We start from the raw sequence: 15,137 nt of genomic DNA, 5'->3' as shown, positions 1-15,137 counted from the left end.
GCCGAGCACGCGGTCGCTGTCCAGGTTGAAACGTGCCGCCTCGTCCGGCGTCACCATGCGGAGCCCCGCCGGGTGCCGGATCACCGTGGTGGCCTCCCTGTACGCGGGAACTGACGTCCACGGTGGGTACCCCGTCCGCGACCGGGCCGCCGGCCCGGGCCCCAGATCAGGTACTCGGAGGGCTGGCCGCAGCTCATGCATCAGCTTCTCTGGGTGGGCCGCCCTCGTGTCACACATGACTGTCCCCACCGACCGGTGATCCGCACGTTTCCGCCCCGGTGCTTGCCGATCCCGCCCGTCCCGAAACGGTATTAGACGGGAAAGCCACCGGTTTCGGCGGCCTGTGCCACACCTGGCCGGTCCGGCCGGGTGGACAGAATATTGCCGTCGGCCGGCCACACGGGCGGCGGCCGGACGCGGAAGAGGCGCACCGTGACTTCCACCTCGCAGATCAAGGAAGAGCTCTACCTGGAGCGAGTGTTCGGCGACAGTGCCCCGGTCTTCGTGGACGCCACCCGATACTTCCGGCAGGGAACGCCCTATCCGCTCAGCGCCAAGAAGGCACTGAAGGCCACCTGCGGCGTGCGGACGGACGACGAGGTGGTCGCGTTCAGCCTGCGCGACTACACCGCCAAGCAGGCCGAGCGCGAGGTCGAGTGCATCGAGGAATCCGTGGGCGGGGTGGTGGTGACCAAGAGGAATGTGCTGCGGCCTCGGATGCCCCGCAGGACCCTGCACGAGCTCGGCGAGACCGCTCGCGCTCTGTCGGCGGTCCTCGGCGGCGACGAGGTGATCGCCGATCTGGACGGCGAGCTGTACGTTCTGGAGATCGCCCGCACACACGGCGCAGGCGCGTTGACACTGGTCGGCAAGCTGGACAGGGCCGCCGACGACTACATCAGGTCGGAGATCGGCGACACCGACGCCACGTTCAGGCTTCCGATCACGGGCGTCCGGCTGCGCATCTTCCTGCGCTCCCCGATGCGCCGACGCATCATCGCCTATGCCTTCGGCGGTTACCTTGCCCGCAGGCCCGGCGAGGTCGAGACGGTGACGCGCGCCACGGCCCTCGCCCTCAACAGCGTTCTCGGCCTGGCGACGTTCCGGATGCTGTCCGGACTCGACGGTGTCGAGATCCCGCCCGCGCCAAGGGGCGTCGTAGAGCGGCCGCGCGGATCGGCCGGGCCCGTTGCCTTCACGGTTCCGGTGCTGCTGCTCACGCACGACGGGACCCCGGCGGCCCGGGGCCACGTCTTCGGCGAGATCGACCTGGAGCGGCTCGACCCGGTGACCGGCGGGCTGGCGTTCCGGGTGAGCGCGGGCGATGGGCTCGAGTGGAATCCGGTGGTCGTCGGCTCGGTTCGGTTCGAGACCTACCAGCGGGTGCTCACCGAGACCATCGGCGAATTGATCAACTCGTCCCTCGGCACCGACGTGGTACGGGACATCGCCTACGACATCATGCTGGGCGACCTCGGGCGTGTGGCCGTGGCGGGCCTGCGCGCAGCAACCGCAGACCTGCAGGGCCTGGCCGCCACGCCCACCCGGGCCGAGGTGCGGCTCCTCCAGCCCGAGGTCGCCCAGCCGCTGCCCTGACTTCCGGTTTCCGATACCCGTCGGCAGAACGGCCAGCCTCCATGGGGGTGCGTGTGCGGGGACGCGGGAGAAGAGCACGAGGCGCATCGACGCCCGCCTCGTGCCTCCTTCGTCTCAGGGTTCCCGTCGCGCCGCCGTGCCGGGTCGGCCCGACGCAGCCGCGACAGTTGATTGGTAGACGCCGCGACCATTCAAGCGTCGCAACGTTGACTGCGCCCGGGGCCCAGTAAAGGTTCACGGCCAGAGGCCCGGAGGCGGCGAAGGGTGCGTCGCCCGGCATCCCGATATTCCTATCGAGCGTTGTCATCGACCCTCTGGAGGATGTCAACCAGGTTGCTTCTGGTCCATCCAGGTTTCGCAACGAGATTCTCCATTTCTACGTAGTTCGCAGGCTGCGGAGCGCCAAGGGAACATGCAACGAGGAGCCAGCCCAGGGCACTAGGGCGATCTCGTTCAACGCCAGCTGTCTCGCATCAGGCCGTGAGCATCTATAAACGCCACACCCGGATTGGCGCTTCCCGTGACTGAGAAATCCCCTGCGCAGAGGTTGACCCCGCTGATTTGCCGCGGACAGTCCTCTGTAGAGCGTGCGCTGATCACCTTGCTTCGCAGATCCATCATGACAGGGTAAGGAGAACAATGCCTGAATGGGGTACTTTTATCATTCCGGGGGCGTTCTGTATCGCCTTTGTGTTGACCTACTTCGCCTCACTGATACGGTCGATTGACCGGCGTACGGGGAGTTCGAGTCCATCCCATAACCAGGATCGCTCGCCTTTTCTGGACAGGTCTCCGGTCGATCGATGACTTGCGGATCCTCCTCGGGAAGAGATCAGAGGCTGGCCCTTTCCGGCCGGGAAGCCTGCGGTAGGCACCGGCCGCGCAACCGTTGGGTTCTACCAGCGGATGCGTAAGCGGCGGAACCAAGGCAGCGCCCGATGGTGCGCTCGACCAAGGAGCGGTGCGCGCCCGGGACGGAACCGTGTGGGATGCCACATTGGGCGAGGCGGCTCTTAATGCCCTTGCCAGGCGCCGTTGTTTTGTTGTGGTCGGCGGTCGGCCGGCAGGTCATTCCCGACCCGAACGTCAACTCTTGGGCAGGAACTCCCAGCGAAACCGGTGTGCAGCACGAACGGGGTGCCGCACGCCACCTTGCGGTCGTCCAGGAGCCTGCGGCCGGCATGGCGTTTGCGGTGCTCGTCCTTCGGCAGCAGCGGCTTGATCTGCTCCCACAGGTTGTCGGCGCGATCCAGGCAGGTTGCTCGCCTTGCGCACGACTCCGCATCCCACCCGATCAGCGCGAAATGTGGCGACAAATATCCACAGTGTTATGGCCTCTCGTGCGGAATCGAGTAGGGGAGGACGGTTCTCTTGCGGCAGAGGACGCGGCGTCTGCAGCCGTGGGAGACGAGGTTGCTGGAACGTTTCCAGCATCCGGGCCAGGTCGTGGTCACCGGCTTCGTCGTCGCGATCGCGATCGGGACGCTGCTGCTGTGGCTCCCGGCGGCCACGCCGGGCGCCGGTTCGGCCCGGCTGCTGGACGCGTTGTTCACGGCGACCTCGGCGGTCTGCGTGACCGGGCTGGTCACCGTCGACACCGCGAACCACTGGTCGAGGTTCGGTGAGCTCGTCATCCTGGCGCTGATCCAGGTCGGCGGACTGGGGCTGATGACGCTGGCGACCCTCTTCTCGGTCGTGCTGTCGCGGCAGTTCGGTCTGCGGGCGCGGCTGGCGGCCCAGGCCGAGACCAAGGCGCTGCAGATGGCCGACATCCGCCTGTTCGTCCGGCGGGTGGTGCTGTTCACGCTGACCTGCGAGGCACTCGTGGCGGCGGTGCTGACGGGCCAGTTCGCGCTGGGGTACGGCGAGCCGTTCGCACGCGCGGTCTACCTGGGGATCTTCCATGCGGTGTCGGCGTTCAACAATGCCGGGTTCGCACTGTGGCCCGACAGCCTGGTCCGGTTCGCCGCCGACCCGTGGATCAGCCTGACCATCTGTGCCGCCGTCATCATGGGCGGGCTCGGGTTTCCGGTGATCTTCGAGCTGGCCCGCAGCTGGCGCCGCCCGCGCAGCTGGTCGATACTCACCCGCGTCACCGTCGGTACCTCGGCCGTGCTGCTGGCCGGCGGCACCCTGGTACTGGCCGTGGCCGAGTGGACCAACCCCGCCACCCTCGGGGCGCTGTCTGGGCCGTCGCGCGTGCTGGCTGGGTTCACTGCCGCGGTGATGCCGCGGACGGCCGGGTTCAACAACCTCGACATCGCCGCGATGCGGCCCGAAAGCCGGCTGGCCACCGACGTCCTGATGTTCATCGGCGGCGGCAGCGCCGGCACCGCCGGCGGCATCAAGGTCACGACCTTCGCCCTGCTGGGCTTCGTGCTGTGGGCCGAACTGCGCGGCGAATCCCGCGTCAACATCGGCCACCGCCGCCTGCCCGAATCCACCCTGCGCCAGACCATCGCGATCGTCCTGCTCAGCATCGGCGTGGTCACCGCCGCCACCCTCACGCTGCTGGCCATCACCGACCACGCTTTGGACCTGGTGCTGTTCGAGGCGGTGTCGGCGTTCGCCACCGTGGGACTGTCCACCGGCATCACCGCGGATCTGCCACCCGCCGCGCACCTGCTGCTGATCGCGCTGATGTTCATCGGCCGCATCGGCCCGCTCACCTTGGGCACCGCCCTTGCCCTGCGCGAACGCACCCGCCGCTACGAACTGCCCGAACAACACTCCATCGTCGGCTGATCCACCCTCGGCTTCCGCCGGAGCCAGCACCGGCCAACCCGGCCTCAGCAGACCATGGTTTCCCCCGGCCAAGCTCGGCCAGGATGAACCTGCGGTCAAGGTCCGGGGGCGCGCCTTCCCGGCGCGCCCCACCCGGCGCCCACACAGCGCGCCCACCCGGGTACCAGCGGCACCACCGCCCATCGACAGCGCAAGCGAGCAGAACGCATGAGGACACGCGACTCGGCAGGCAGTCCGAATTGGTGAGCATGCACAAGAAGGAGTAGATCTCCCGCCCGTGTGCGTCGACCACGTCATCGCCGATTACCGGCGGCCACAAGTCAACGGCACCCTGAAAGGCCGACTCGACCTCGAGCACCATGGCGGACCATCGAAGGCGTCGCCCAGCGCATCCTGGCGATGGCAGCAGCGATTCGGCAGAACGACCGCACCGGCCGGCCGGTCACCCGCTCACGTGGTCTCCGTTGGTCAAGTCCCTGAACCGATGAGCTCCCTGCCTGAGACCTCAGTACTTAGTTCGTCCGCGTGTAGGCCCACTTCTCGCTGGGGGGCAGCCCGTTTTCCCGGTAACTCATGAACACGCGGTCGGAACCGTAGTAGTTGGCGAGGGTGCCATTCCAGTCATTATTCCTCCATGCGTCGATGCCAGTAGGGCTGAAAGTGCTGGTCTTCCGCCAGTGCCGGGAAGTCCGGTCGTTGCACGCCCCCGACGTGACGGCGTCGGTGTCGAGATGGTGCACCAGGCACTTCCCGGTCCACCTGTTCCGCAGCATCCGCATTTCTGTCCATTCGCTGTTCAGCCAGTGCCACTGCTGGGATTGCTGGCTGGAGTCGCATTTGATGGCGTGGATGGCGCCACTCGCGTAGGTCGTCAGGCAGCGTCCTGAGGCCTCGTTCTTGAATTGCCAGTAGATCGGCCCGGACGACGCCTGGGCGGCCGGCGCGGAGAAAAGCCCGGACAGCCCCACGGCCATGGCCGCGACAATCCGTGCACGCATGACATCTCCTTCGCTGTGTTGAGACACCGCATCCCGCCGACGGGCGTATCCCGATGTCCATGGCGAGACTTCAGCGCGGCTCCATCGATATGCGGAAACAGCCCCGGCTCCATTTCGCGCATAAGGGAAAAGTTATCGCTTTGTGGATCGCGCTCACCGTAGCACAAGGGGCGATCCGGTCCTCTCGGTAAGGGAGATCGGCAGAGGAAACCGGGCCATCGGCAGTAGTCACCCGATGGCTCGGGTGAACGAGTGGTTAATGCAAATGGAAGATTGGATACTTTTCCCAGTAACGCCGGGCTGCGAAAGGCTGGCCGGCGAACTCCAAGGCCGTGATCTTGATCAGGAGTACACAGTTTCTTGATTTACAGTGCACAGCAGTCGGGAGGCGCGGTGGGCGGTCGCTCGAATTCCGGTCCGCGGCGGCGTCTGCCGCCGCGGCGCTTGCTTCGGTCGGCGATGGTGGGCGCGGTATGAGCGAGGATGCTGTGCACCCACGGTCAGATGATCCTGGCGGCCGTTTGGGGCGTTGCGACCCGCAAAGTGGTCGCCGGCCCGCCGTGAGAGCCGGGCTGGGCTTCGTCGGGGCCGACCCTTCGAAGGTTTGGGCAGGTAGGCGGGTGACAGACGATGCGCGGTTGGATCAGGCGCTTCCCTGGCGGCCGGAACTTGAACGTCGCGGTCTCCTGCATCAGGCCTTCGCGGACCTGCCAGGGACGACAGCCACCCTGCCGGGGGAAACCGTCACGCTGCCCACGAGCCACCATCGTCGACATCGTCACGGTCCGTGCGTTCGTGGCGACACATGATTCCCGCCATGCTGGTTTGCTGACATAATGGGCGCGCCAGAAGCCCCGGGCGTGTGGAGGTGCGTCGGTTGAGCCCCGCTGCGTGGTGGCGTGACGAACTGGCGCCCCAATGGCAGAGCGCGGGCCTGGACTTGACCAAGCCGAGCCCGGCGCGGATGTACGACTACTACCTGGGCGGCAAGGACAATTTCGAGGCCGACCGGGTGGCGGTCCAGGAGATGCACCAGGTGATTCCGGAGCTGTTCCAGACAGCGCGGGAGAACCGGGCGTTCCTCGGCCGTGCCGTACGGTACGTCGCGGGCCAGGGCATTCGGCAGTTCATCGACCTGGGAACCGGGTTGCCGACGCAGGGCAACGTCCACGAGATCGCCCAGCAGGTCTCCCGTGAGGCACGGGTCGTCTACGTCGACCATGACCCGGTGGTGGCCACGCACGGCCGCGCCCTGCTGGCCGAGGACGGCTCCACGACCATCATCGAACGCGATATCCGCGACCCCGACAAGGTCCTCGAGCACCCGGCGCTGCAGAAGCTGGTCGACCTGCGCGAGCCGGTCGCCGTGCTGTTCGTGGCGGTGCTGCACTTCATCTCCGACGCCGAGCATGCCGCGCGGATCGTCCAGCGGTTCCGAGAGGCGATGGCGCCGGGCAGCTACCTGGTGATCGCGCACGGTACGCGCGCCGCAGGCGCCACGGCGGTGTCGAAGATGACCCAGACCTACGACACGGCGACAGAGCAGGTGTCGCTGCGCGACCCGGCGGAGATCGCGCGGTTCTTCGAGGGCTTTGACCTGCTCGAGCCGGGCGCGGTCCATCTGCCCTGGTGGCGACCCGAGATCGAGCCGCACCCCGAACCCGACCCCACGAAGTGGCACTTCGGCGGCGTCGCCCTACGCCCCGCCGACTGAGACCAAGATCAGGAGATGGCCGGTTTCTTCTGCCCTCGTGCCCTGATTTGTGACACCTTTGAGCCGCATCTCGGTGGCAAGCCTGCGGAAGGGCGGGAGCATGGGATTTGGTGTCGTGTTCACTCAGGGCGTTGCCTCCGGTGATCCGCATCAGGTGGTGGGCGAGATCTTGGAGCAGGCCGAGGCCGCCGACCGGCTCGGGTACTTCGCCGCGCTGACGACGGAGCACAAGTACTCCCAGGAGTACTTCGGGTCGCCGCTGCACCTGGCATACGCGATCGCCGCTCGCACCCAGAGTGTCAAGGTCGGCACCAGCATCGCGATCGCGCCGCTGTACAACCCGATGGAACTCGCCCAGGACGCCGCCATGCTCGACCAGCTGTCGGGTGGGCGGCTGTACCTCGGGCTCGGCGCGGGCTACCTGCCAGAGGACTACCAGACGGTAGGGGTCCCCTGGGAGGGCAGAGTCCAGCGATTCGACGAGACGGTGCGGATCATCCGGCAGGCGTGGACCAGCGACCGGTTCTCCTTCACCGACCGCATCTATGACTTCCAGGACGTTTCGGTGATCCCCCGCCCTGTGCAGTCCCCGCCGCCGATCCACCTGGCCGCATGGTCGCCGGGCGGGCTGGCCCGCGCCGGCCGCCTGGGCGACGGCTGGATCAGCAACGCGCTGATGTCGGTGGACACCATGCGCCAGATGGGCGACACCTACCGGGAGGCGGCCCGCCGATCCGGCCGGACCCCGCACGTCACCGCGATCCGGTTCTGCTGGACCGCGGAAAGCCGCGAGGACGCCGTCCGTGACTTCGGCGCCACCGCCATCGACATGGTGCGCACGCTCTGGTCCTACGGCGCGATCACCGACATGCCGGACGTCACCGCCGCGGACCAGATCACCCTCGAAGACCTGATGCGGGACCGGATGATCTTCGGAACGCCGGACGAATGCCGGTCCGCGATCGCCGACTACCGCGCCAAGGCAGGAGTGGACGACTTCCTGCTGATCTTCCGGCACCCGTCCGGGCCGGACCAAGACCGCGTGCTCGCCGCAATGGAGCTGTTCGCCTCCGAGGTCATGGACACAGACCCCGGCCCGGCCCGGCCGTGACCGGCCGCCCCCTGCGGGTCGGCGTGATCGGCGCCAGTTACGCGGCCAGTAGCCACCTGCCGGTGTACGCGCGGCTGCCGGGGATCGATGTGACCGCTATCGCCACCGCGCACCGCGACACCGCCGAGGCGGCGGCACGGCGCTTCGGCATCCCCAGCGCCTACGACGACTACCGGCGGCTCTGTGAATCCGACCAGGTGGACCTGGTCGACGTGGTGACCCGGCCCAGCCTGCACCCGCCCATGGCGATCGCCGCCCTGCAAGCCGGCAAACACGTCCTGTGCGAAGCGCCCCTGGCCCCCGACACCCCCAGCGGCACCGAGATGGCCGACGCCGCACACGCCGCGGGCACGCACGCCGTCGTCGACCTGCAATCACGCTTCGCCCCCGGCCTGCGGCACCTGCGCCGGCTCGTCCGAGACGGCTGGCTCGGACGAGTGCACAACATCCACGCCACCGCCTTCTATCCCACCTTCACCCGCCCCGAACAGGCCGCCGCGTCTTTGTGGTGCGCCGACGCCACCACCGGCGCCAGCTCCCTGCGCGTCCACGGCCTGCACACCGCCGACCTGATCACCTGGATCTTCGGCCCCCTCACCGACGTGGCCGGCCACACCGCCACCGCTGAACCCACCTGGCCTGGCCCGGACGGACCGATCAACGCCACCAGCGCCGACAGCTCCACCCTGACCGCCCGCACCGCCGACGGTGCCCTCTGCTCCATCCACACCTCATGGATCGCCTGGCACGGCAGCGGCTGGCGCCTTGAGGTCTACGGCAGCCACGGGCACCTGCGCGCTGAGGCCCCCGGCCACACCGGTCATCACCCTGTCACCCTCCACGGCGCCCGCCATGACGACCCCACCCTGAAACGGCTCACCCCGCCACCCGACGACGACCCGATCATCGACCCGCCACCACACGCCCCCGGCCACGCCTTCGCCCACCTGGCGCGACGCCTGGCCCGCACCATCAACGGCGACCTCGACCCCGACCTCCCCACCTTCGACGACGCCCTCAAGCTCCTGCACCTGGCAGACATCACCGAAACGCACCCCTGACCCCCGCACCCGACCGCGATCATCGCCACCGCAGGCAAGGCCGGAGCCCCGGCCCCGTCGACCTCTCCCGGTGCCGACCTCACGAGGCCGGCCATCGCGGCCGAACACACACCCCGCCCGGCCTTCCTGGTCCGGTTGTCGGCCCGCCGCAACCCGCCACTGCTGCGCCGGCTGCCCGACGGATCACTCCGCCGACCATCGGCGGCGTGCAGGTCCGTGTCCTCCAGGGCCAGATCACCAGCACCACCAGCGCTGGTCCGTCTGGGCCCTGGGGATGCGACGGGGCGTACCGGCCAGGCGGATCGTCCGGGCTCTGACCGTGATGGGTGGGAGGTGGTGGTGAGGGTGCTGTCGGGGCGGTCAAGGTGCTGCCCGCGCAGATGCTGCGCGATGAGCACTTCCGGGCCCGGTTCCGGAAGGAGGCGCGGCAGCGGCGGGCCTGTCGCATCCCAACATCGCGGTCGTCCACGACACCGGTGAGGACGCCGGGGGCGCCGAGCCGGCTCCGTCCCTGGTGACGGAGTTGGTGGAGGTAGGGACGCTGGCCGATCTGCTGCGCTAGGCGCCGCCGCCCCCGGGCGAGGCCGGGCAGATCGTGGTGGCGGTCTTGGAGGCGCTGGAGCGCAGCCACGGGCAGGAGGTGGTGCACCGTGATATCAAACCCGCCAACATCATGGCCCACCGCGCCGGTGGCCGGGTGTGGGTGAAGGTGATGGACTTCGGGATCGCCAAGCTCATGTCGGAGACCGCCACCCGGCTGACCGCCACCGGGGCGCGGATCGGCACCCCGCCCCGAGCAGGCCGACGGCAAGCCTGCCGACGCCCGCTCGGACCTGTACTCGGTCGGGTGCGTGCCCTACGGGATGCTCACCGGCCGGCCCTTCACCAGGGACTCGCCCACCGTCGTGCTCTTCGGACACCTGCACAAGACCCAGCCCTCGCAGCTGAATCCGGATCCGGCCCTCTTCTGGGACCAGGTCCTGGGGACCGCGCTGGCCAAAGACCCCCAGCAACGCCACCGGGACACCGCAGCGATGCGGCAGGCCATCGAAATCGGCCCGGCGGCACCCACCGTGCGGCGTCCCACGAACCCGGTCCTGCCGGTTCCGGGGAGCGGCACGCGCCCGGATCCACAACGCGAGATCACCCCGCTGCCGCGCCGGATCCAGACCTGCCGCCGCCTGCTCACTGGACTGGGCACTGCAGGCCTGGCCACCGCCCTGCCGACGCTCACCACGCCCTCACCCAGGAAGACCCCCACCGGACGGGACACCCGCCCCCTACCACCTTCCTTGGCCAGCTCACCGGCTACACCGACTCCGTCGGTTCGGTGGCGTTCAGCCGGGACGGCAAGCTCCTGGCCATCGGCATCGAGGACGAGACGCTGCTGTGGGACATGGCCACCCAAACCGGGATCGACCAGCGCCTCACCAGCGCCCGCGAACCGCTGGAGTTCAGCGCGGACGGCAAGATCCTCGCCACCGCCAGCACGGCCAACAGCGTGCAGTTGTGGCAACTGTGAAACCGGATACGCGGTGGTGAACCCTTCCATCCGGGCTGCGCGGTCGCACGCAGTCGACAGCGCTGCGGGCGGCCGCCGCGTCCAGCCGTAACGACCACTCCCCGCGCGCCGCGTCCCACAGCTCCGCGGTCACACTCCACCCGGGGTCCAGACCACATATGCCAGAAACCCGCATTGAGTCGATCTTGATTTCGCAGCTGACTGATGTGAGTGCATCCTCGATCACCAGGTCGGACGCTCGCTGCTTGTCGCTTCAGCCCTATGCTCGGGCCACTCCCCAATCACTGCAGTACCGCTGCCGCCCGTTGTGGCCGTCCTTAAGGCACGCTTTGATATAGACCTTGGTCTCTTCCTTGATGTTCGGCAGCCAGACTTCATGGCATCCGTTCCCTGCGCCATCCGCGTCTTCAATGGCGAAGAAGTTGTTCGAACCCCACTGAACTTCGGCGTAAACACGGAGGCCATCGGATTGCTTGTCGCACGCCCCAAGCCGCTCTCTCGTGCGCATGTCCGGGTCGTAGGCGCCCGGATTGTCACCCCAAAAGATCCCCGTTCCTCCGATTGCTCCGCTGTCGGTGGTCCGGACGGACACCGTGGTGCTGGCGGATGCCTGAGAAGCAGTAAGCCCGAGAAAGGCGACAGTGACTGCGGCCACGGTCAACGAACGCCGACCTCTTGTTGACATGATCTTCCTCTCATCCCTGCTCATGCTCTCTCCCGCTTCGCTGAATCGGATGCGAGGCGGCCGGAGTGAATGGTTCGTTCTCGGTAATATGACGCCACAGCCGCCCGGAATGTGACACCTGACGTGGGCCAAGGTTGCGTTCACGGGGGTATACGAGTTTCCGCAGGTGAAGAGCATGTCGTTGTGACGTGAGGTGGCCATCGCTTGGTCCAGGACCTGTTCGCCGGGGCGGGCCCGTTCCAGCATCGCCAGCATCTCGCGGGGGCGGGCGAGCTGGTCGGCCACGACGCCGGTCATCGCGCCCACCGCCGACACCGGTTGCCAGGTCGGTTCTCCGCGCTCACCGGTCTGTCTGCGGCATTCCTGTGATTCCTGCAGCCGCGGGTGACGACCGCTGGGCGCGCCAGTCGTTACGCGGGCAGCGGCGCGCTATCCCGTACAGCTCCGGATCAAGATCGACTCAATGTGGGTTTCTGGCGTATGTGGTCTGGACGCCACCCGCGCCTGACCTCCCCCTCGCCAGCCCTCACCGCGTGCCGGTTTCGTCGCTCCGTGGCGCCCGAGGCCCTGGTGGCATAAATGGGGCAGTCACGCCGCTGGAGAGGGGGGTCTTCTCCCGAACGCGGCACATTGCCACCGTCCCAGCCCTCGCCAGCGGTCACGGGCGAAGGGGTGCCGCGCGGCCGCGGGCCAGCGTTCCCGGGGACAGACATCCCGGCCTTCGGCCGGGCCCCTTTCCCGCCCGACCCGAGGCCGGAACGTAGGGCCCAGGCAGCTTCGGGATGCCGGAAGGAACGTGCCATGGGCCCCAAACGAGCGGATTGGACATCTCGGCTGCTGCAACGCGGGTAGTGGACCTTGCGAGCGTGGGGCTCAGTGGTGTCGGTGGCGATCGTCATCTGACAAGACCCGCCGGAACCCTCCGGCTTGACGCATGCCGATATGGGAATATGATGGCGGCCATGGCACGAGCAGCGACGACGTCGGACGTCTTCAACGCGATCGCCGAGCCGCAGCGCCGGGAGATCCTGGTGCTACTGCGGGCGGGTGAGCGGCCGGTGACCGAGTTGGCCCGGGAACTGGGGATGACCCAGCCGGGGGCGTCCAAGCACCTGCGGGTGCTCCGGGAGGTCGGGCTGGTGCGGGACCGCAAGGCGGGCAAGCAGCGCCTGTACGGCCTTGACGCCCGCGGGCTGCGACCGGTCCACGAGTGGACCGGCGGGTTCGAGCGGTTCTGGAACGAGAGCTTCGACCGGCTGGACGCGTACGTGCAGGACCTCAAGCAAGCAAGGCAGGAGGAGGAGTAGCCGATGAGTGCGACTGGACGAGGAGCGCCGGCGCAGTCCGCGACGGCCGACCGCGAGATCGTGATCTCCAGGGTCATCGACGCCCCACGGGAGCTGGTGTTCGAGGCGTTCACCGAGGTCCGGCACCTGTCGCGGTGGTGGGGACCGGAGGGGTTCACCACCACCACGCGGGCGTTCGAGTTCCGCGTCGGCGGGGTGTGGGACTTCGTGATGCACGGACCGGACGGGACGGACTACCAGGAGTGGATCTCCTGGACCGAGATCGCCACGCCGGAGCGGATCTCCCTGCTGCACGGCGAGTCCCGCGGCGACCCGAACGCCTTCGAGTCGGTCCTCACATTCGCGCCCGACGGCGCGGCGACCCGGATCGAGATGCGCACGGTGTTCCCCACCAAGGAGTTGCGCGACGAGGCGGTCGAGAAGTACCACGCGATCGAGGGCGGCCGGCAGACCTTGGGCAACCTGGCCGCCTACGTCACCGAGATCGTTTCGAAGGGAGTTGAGGACTGATGGCCGGGAAGGTGTTCTTCAGCGTGTCGATGTCGCTGGACGGGTTCATCGCGCCCGAGTCCAGCGAGGAGTTGATGGGGCGGCAGTGGATGGAACTGCAGCAGTGGATCTTTCCGCAGCGGTTCTTCCGGGAGAACCTGAAGCTCGGCGAGGGCGGCGAGGAAGGGCGCGACAACGACATCGCGCGGGAGACGTTCGAGCGCACCGGCGCGAGCGTGATGGGCAAGCGCATGTTCGACGCCGGCGAGCAGATGTGGCCGGAGGAGGCGCCGTTCCACACGCCGGTCTTCGTCGTGACGCACGAGAAGCGCGACCCCTGGGAGCGGCCGGGCGGGACCACCTTCCACTTCGTCAACGATGGCATCGAGACCGCGCTCGACCAGGCCCGCGAGGCCGCCGGTGACCGAGACGTCCGCATCGCGGGCGGCGGCGCGACGATCCTGGAGTACGTGAACGCCGGCCTGATCGACGAGTTCTCGATCGCGCTCTCACCCGTGCTGTTCGGCTCCGGGATCCGCCTGTTCGAGGGAGTGGACGCGGGCCGCGTGGCCTTGGAGCCGGTCCGCGCGGAGCCCTCTCCGAGGGTGACGCACCTGACCTACGCCGTCCGCGAGCGGTAGGCGCACGGCGGACGACACAGGGCGGACGCGAAGGAACACCCACGCGGTTGAGGCATGTCGGGTCGGGGCGGACAGGGCCTTCGCCCGGCGAGGTCCCGTCGGGGTCGCCCGTCGTTTCGTTGGTGCCCCCCTCGTGCTTCCCAGTGCGGGGCTGCGGCACCGTGAGGAACCGCAGGCCCTACGGCCGGGCATTCGGTGACCTGATCGACACGCTGCCGGTCCAAGGCGCCCAATTCGGGCAGAAGCTGTCGGCCGCCAGCGACTTCAAGGGCCGGGGCCCGGTCGGCGGCGACGGGCTCGCCGCGTCCCCGACGCGACCATGCCGCTGCCCACGATGTTGTTCGTCGAGCGCAACAACGTGCTGGTGTGGGGCGGCATCGTCACCGCTCGACGCGACCGCCACCTCGGTTCGGGAACCGGCGACATCACCGCGGCCGAGCTGGTACGGCTGGTTCATCGGCACCCAGACCTGGCACCCGGACCAGGCCGACATAGCCCGCCGCCTGGTCGAGGGCCGTGACCCCTGGCTGACCATGCCGCTCCACCCGGGCCCGTCCGGGAGGAAGGTGCAGAAGGCGTGGAATCAGTGGGACTTCGTCCCGGTTGCCCAGCCGCTTGCCGAGCTCGGCGACCAGAAGGGCGGCGTGGAGTAGGGCCAGCACGTCGGCTGGGACGACACTGGCCGGCCCCGCTGCTGGTTCAGCGTCGGGGCGCCCAAGCTCGGCCGCCGCCGCGGCGGCTCGGGGATCGTGCTGGAGTACAACGCCGACACCTCCGACGTTTAGGGCGGCACCCTGAGCGAAGGGCCGGGAATGGCCAGCCGCCGGTGGGTGACCACGCAGTCCTCCGAGGGCGTCAGCCAGGCCGCCAAGACCGAACGGCCAGAGATGGTCGCGCTCGGGTACGTCGAGCGTGGGTCCGGGGCAAGCTGCACCGGCTGGTGCTGGACGAGTTGGGGGCGTGCGGGGAGAGCGGGCTCCATGATCTGACCCCGCCGGTGTCCGGGTTGGTGGCGGCGAGCGAACATGGAGCGACGTGGGGTGACGTAGTGGGGCATGACCGGCGGTGGGCGACCGCGGGGTCATCCACGTTTCCGCAGGTCAGGTGGTGCGCCCAGAGGGATTCGAACCCCCGACCGTCGGTTTAGAAGACCGATGCTCTATCCGGCTGAGCTATGGGCGCCTGTTGCGCCCTGAGTGTAGAGCGCGACCCGCGGTCTTCGCACGAGGGTATTGGTGTGGTGTGGCTGGCAGTGGGGCGGAAACGGG

Annotated in this window: 13 protein-coding genes, 1 tRNA gene and 1 pseudogene; 11 read left to right on the top strand and 4 right to left on the bottom strand. The window is 68.4% G+C overall.

Annotation, left to right across the window (positions count from 1 at the left end; translation table 11 throughout):
- Nucleotides 1–432: 432 nt before the first annotated feature.
- Nucleotides 433–1,596, top strand: coding sequence for a hypothetical protein (locus ACFPZN_RS34240; RefSeq protein WP_378286463.1), 1,164 nt, complete (start codon nt 433–435; stop codon nt 1,594–1,596).
- Between the two features lie 1,013 nt (nt 1,597–2,609).
- Here the strand turns inward: ACFPZN_RS34240 and ACFPZN_RS34235 are convergent.
- A complete protein-coding gene (locus tag ACFPZN_RS34235; protein ID WP_378286462.1) occupies nt 2,610–2,912 on the bottom strand; it encodes a hypothetical protein in 303 nt (100 codons plus the stop codon).
- Between the two features lie 97 nt (nt 2,913–3,009).
- Between ACFPZN_RS34235 and ACFPZN_RS34230 the strand changes: the two genes are divergently transcribed.
- Nucleotides 3,010–4,341 (top strand): TrkH family potassium uptake protein, encoded by a 1,332-nt coding sequence (locus ACFPZN_RS34230; RefSeq protein WP_378286461.1) that lies wholly within the window; start codon nt 3,010–3,012, stop codon nt 4,339–4,341.
- 512 nt (nt 4,342–4,853) lie between these two features.
- On the opposite strand, the gene ACFPZN_RS34225 is transcribed toward ACFPZN_RS34230, so the two are convergent.
- Entirely contained in the window at nt 4,854–5,339 is a 486-nt protein-coding gene (locus ACFPZN_RS34225; protein WP_378286460.1) for a hypothetical protein, read from the bottom strand.
- An 877-nt stretch (nt 5,340–6,216) separates the two neighbouring features.
- Here ACFPZN_RS34225 and ACFPZN_RS34220 point away from each other — a divergent pair.
- The 5 genes and pseudogenes from ACFPZN_RS34220 (at nt 6,217) to ACFPZN_RS34200 (ending at nt 10,747) form a co-directional block, all read left to right on the top strand.
- Nucleotides 6,217–7,053 carry an SAM-dependent methyltransferase gene (locus ACFPZN_RS34220; protein WP_378286459.1) on the top strand — a complete coding sequence of 279 codons (837 nt, stop codon included), beginning with the start codon at nt 6,217–6,219 and terminating at the stop codon, nt 7,051–7,053.
- Between the two features lie 100 nt (nt 7,054–7,153).
- Nucleotides 7,154–8,164: an LLM class flavin-dependent oxidoreductase gene (locus tag ACFPZN_RS34215; RefSeq protein WP_378286458.1), complete on the top strand. Its 1,011-nt coding sequence runs from the start codon at nt 7,154–7,156 to the stop codon at nt 8,162–8,164.
- Complete coding sequence (locus ACFPZN_RS34210) at nt 8,161–9,225, top strand: Gfo/Idh/MocA family protein (RefSeq protein WP_378286456.1); 1,065 nt, start codon at nt 8,161–8,163, stop codon at nt 9,223–9,225. The genes ACFPZN_RS34215 and ACFPZN_RS34210 overlap by 4 nt, the downstream gene beginning before the upstream one ends.
- A gap of 592 nt (nt 9,226–9,817) precedes the next feature.
- A pseudogene (locus tag ACFPZN_RS34205) lies at nt 9,818–9,979 on the top strand (protein kinase domain-containing protein); the annotation flags it as partial.
- A 576-nt stretch (nt 9,980–10,555) separates the two neighbouring features.
- A complete protein-coding gene (locus tag ACFPZN_RS34200; protein ID WP_378286455.1) occupies nt 10,556–10,747 on the top strand; it encodes a WD40 repeat domain-containing protein in 192 nt (63 codons plus the stop codon).
- Between the two features lie 259 nt (nt 10,748–11,006).
- On the opposite strand, the gene ACFPZN_RS34195 is transcribed toward ACFPZN_RS34200, so the two are convergent.
- Nucleotides 11,007–11,729 (bottom strand): hypothetical protein, encoded by a 723-nt coding sequence (locus ACFPZN_RS34195; RefSeq protein ID WP_378286454.1) that lies wholly within the window; start codon nt 11,727–11,729, stop codon nt 11,007–11,009.
- 665 nt (nt 11,730–12,394) lie between these two features.
- On the opposite strand from ACFPZN_RS34195, the gene ACFPZN_RS34190 reads away from it, so the two are divergent.
- The 4 genes from ACFPZN_RS34190 (at nt 12,395) to ACFPZN_RS34175 (ending at nt 14,522) form a co-directional block, all read left to right on the top strand.
- On the top strand, nt 12,395–12,739 hold the full coding sequence (locus tag ACFPZN_RS34190) for an ArsR/SmtB family transcription factor (RefSeq protein ID WP_378286453.1): 345 nt from the start codon (nt 12,395–12,397) through the stop codon (nt 12,737–12,739).
- A gap of 3 nt (nt 12,740–12,742) precedes the next feature.
- Entirely contained in the window at nt 12,743–13,249 is a 507-nt protein-coding gene (locus tag ACFPZN_RS34185; protein ID WP_378286451.1) for an SRPBCC family protein, read from the top strand.
- Nucleotides 13,249–13,869: a dihydrofolate reductase family protein gene (locus ACFPZN_RS34180; RefSeq protein ID WP_378286450.1), complete on the top strand. Its 621-nt coding sequence runs from the start codon at nt 13,249–13,251 to the stop codon at nt 13,867–13,869. Before ACFPZN_RS34185 ends, ACFPZN_RS34180 begins: the two co-directional genes overlap by 1 nt.
- A gap of 161 nt (nt 13,870–14,030) precedes the next feature.
- Nucleotides 14,031–14,522, top strand: coding sequence for a hypothetical protein (locus tag ACFPZN_RS34175; RefSeq protein WP_378286449.1), 492 nt, complete (start codon nt 14,031–14,033; stop codon nt 14,520–14,522).
- Nucleotides 14,523–14,974: 452 nt separating this feature from the next.
- Here the strand turns inward: ACFPZN_RS34175 and ACFPZN_RS34170 are convergent.
- Nucleotides 14,975–15,051, bottom strand: a tRNA-Arg gene (locus ACFPZN_RS34170).
- Nucleotides 15,052–15,137: the final 86 nt, after the last annotated feature.

This window comes from Actinomadura rugatobispora (assembly GCF_042656285.1).
In the GTDB taxonomy this organism is placed as follows: Bacteria; Actinomycetota; Actinomycetes; order Streptosporangiales; family Streptosporangiaceae; genus Spirillospora; species Spirillospora rugatobispora.
This window is presented reverse-complemented; position numbering and strand designations above follow the sequence as displayed.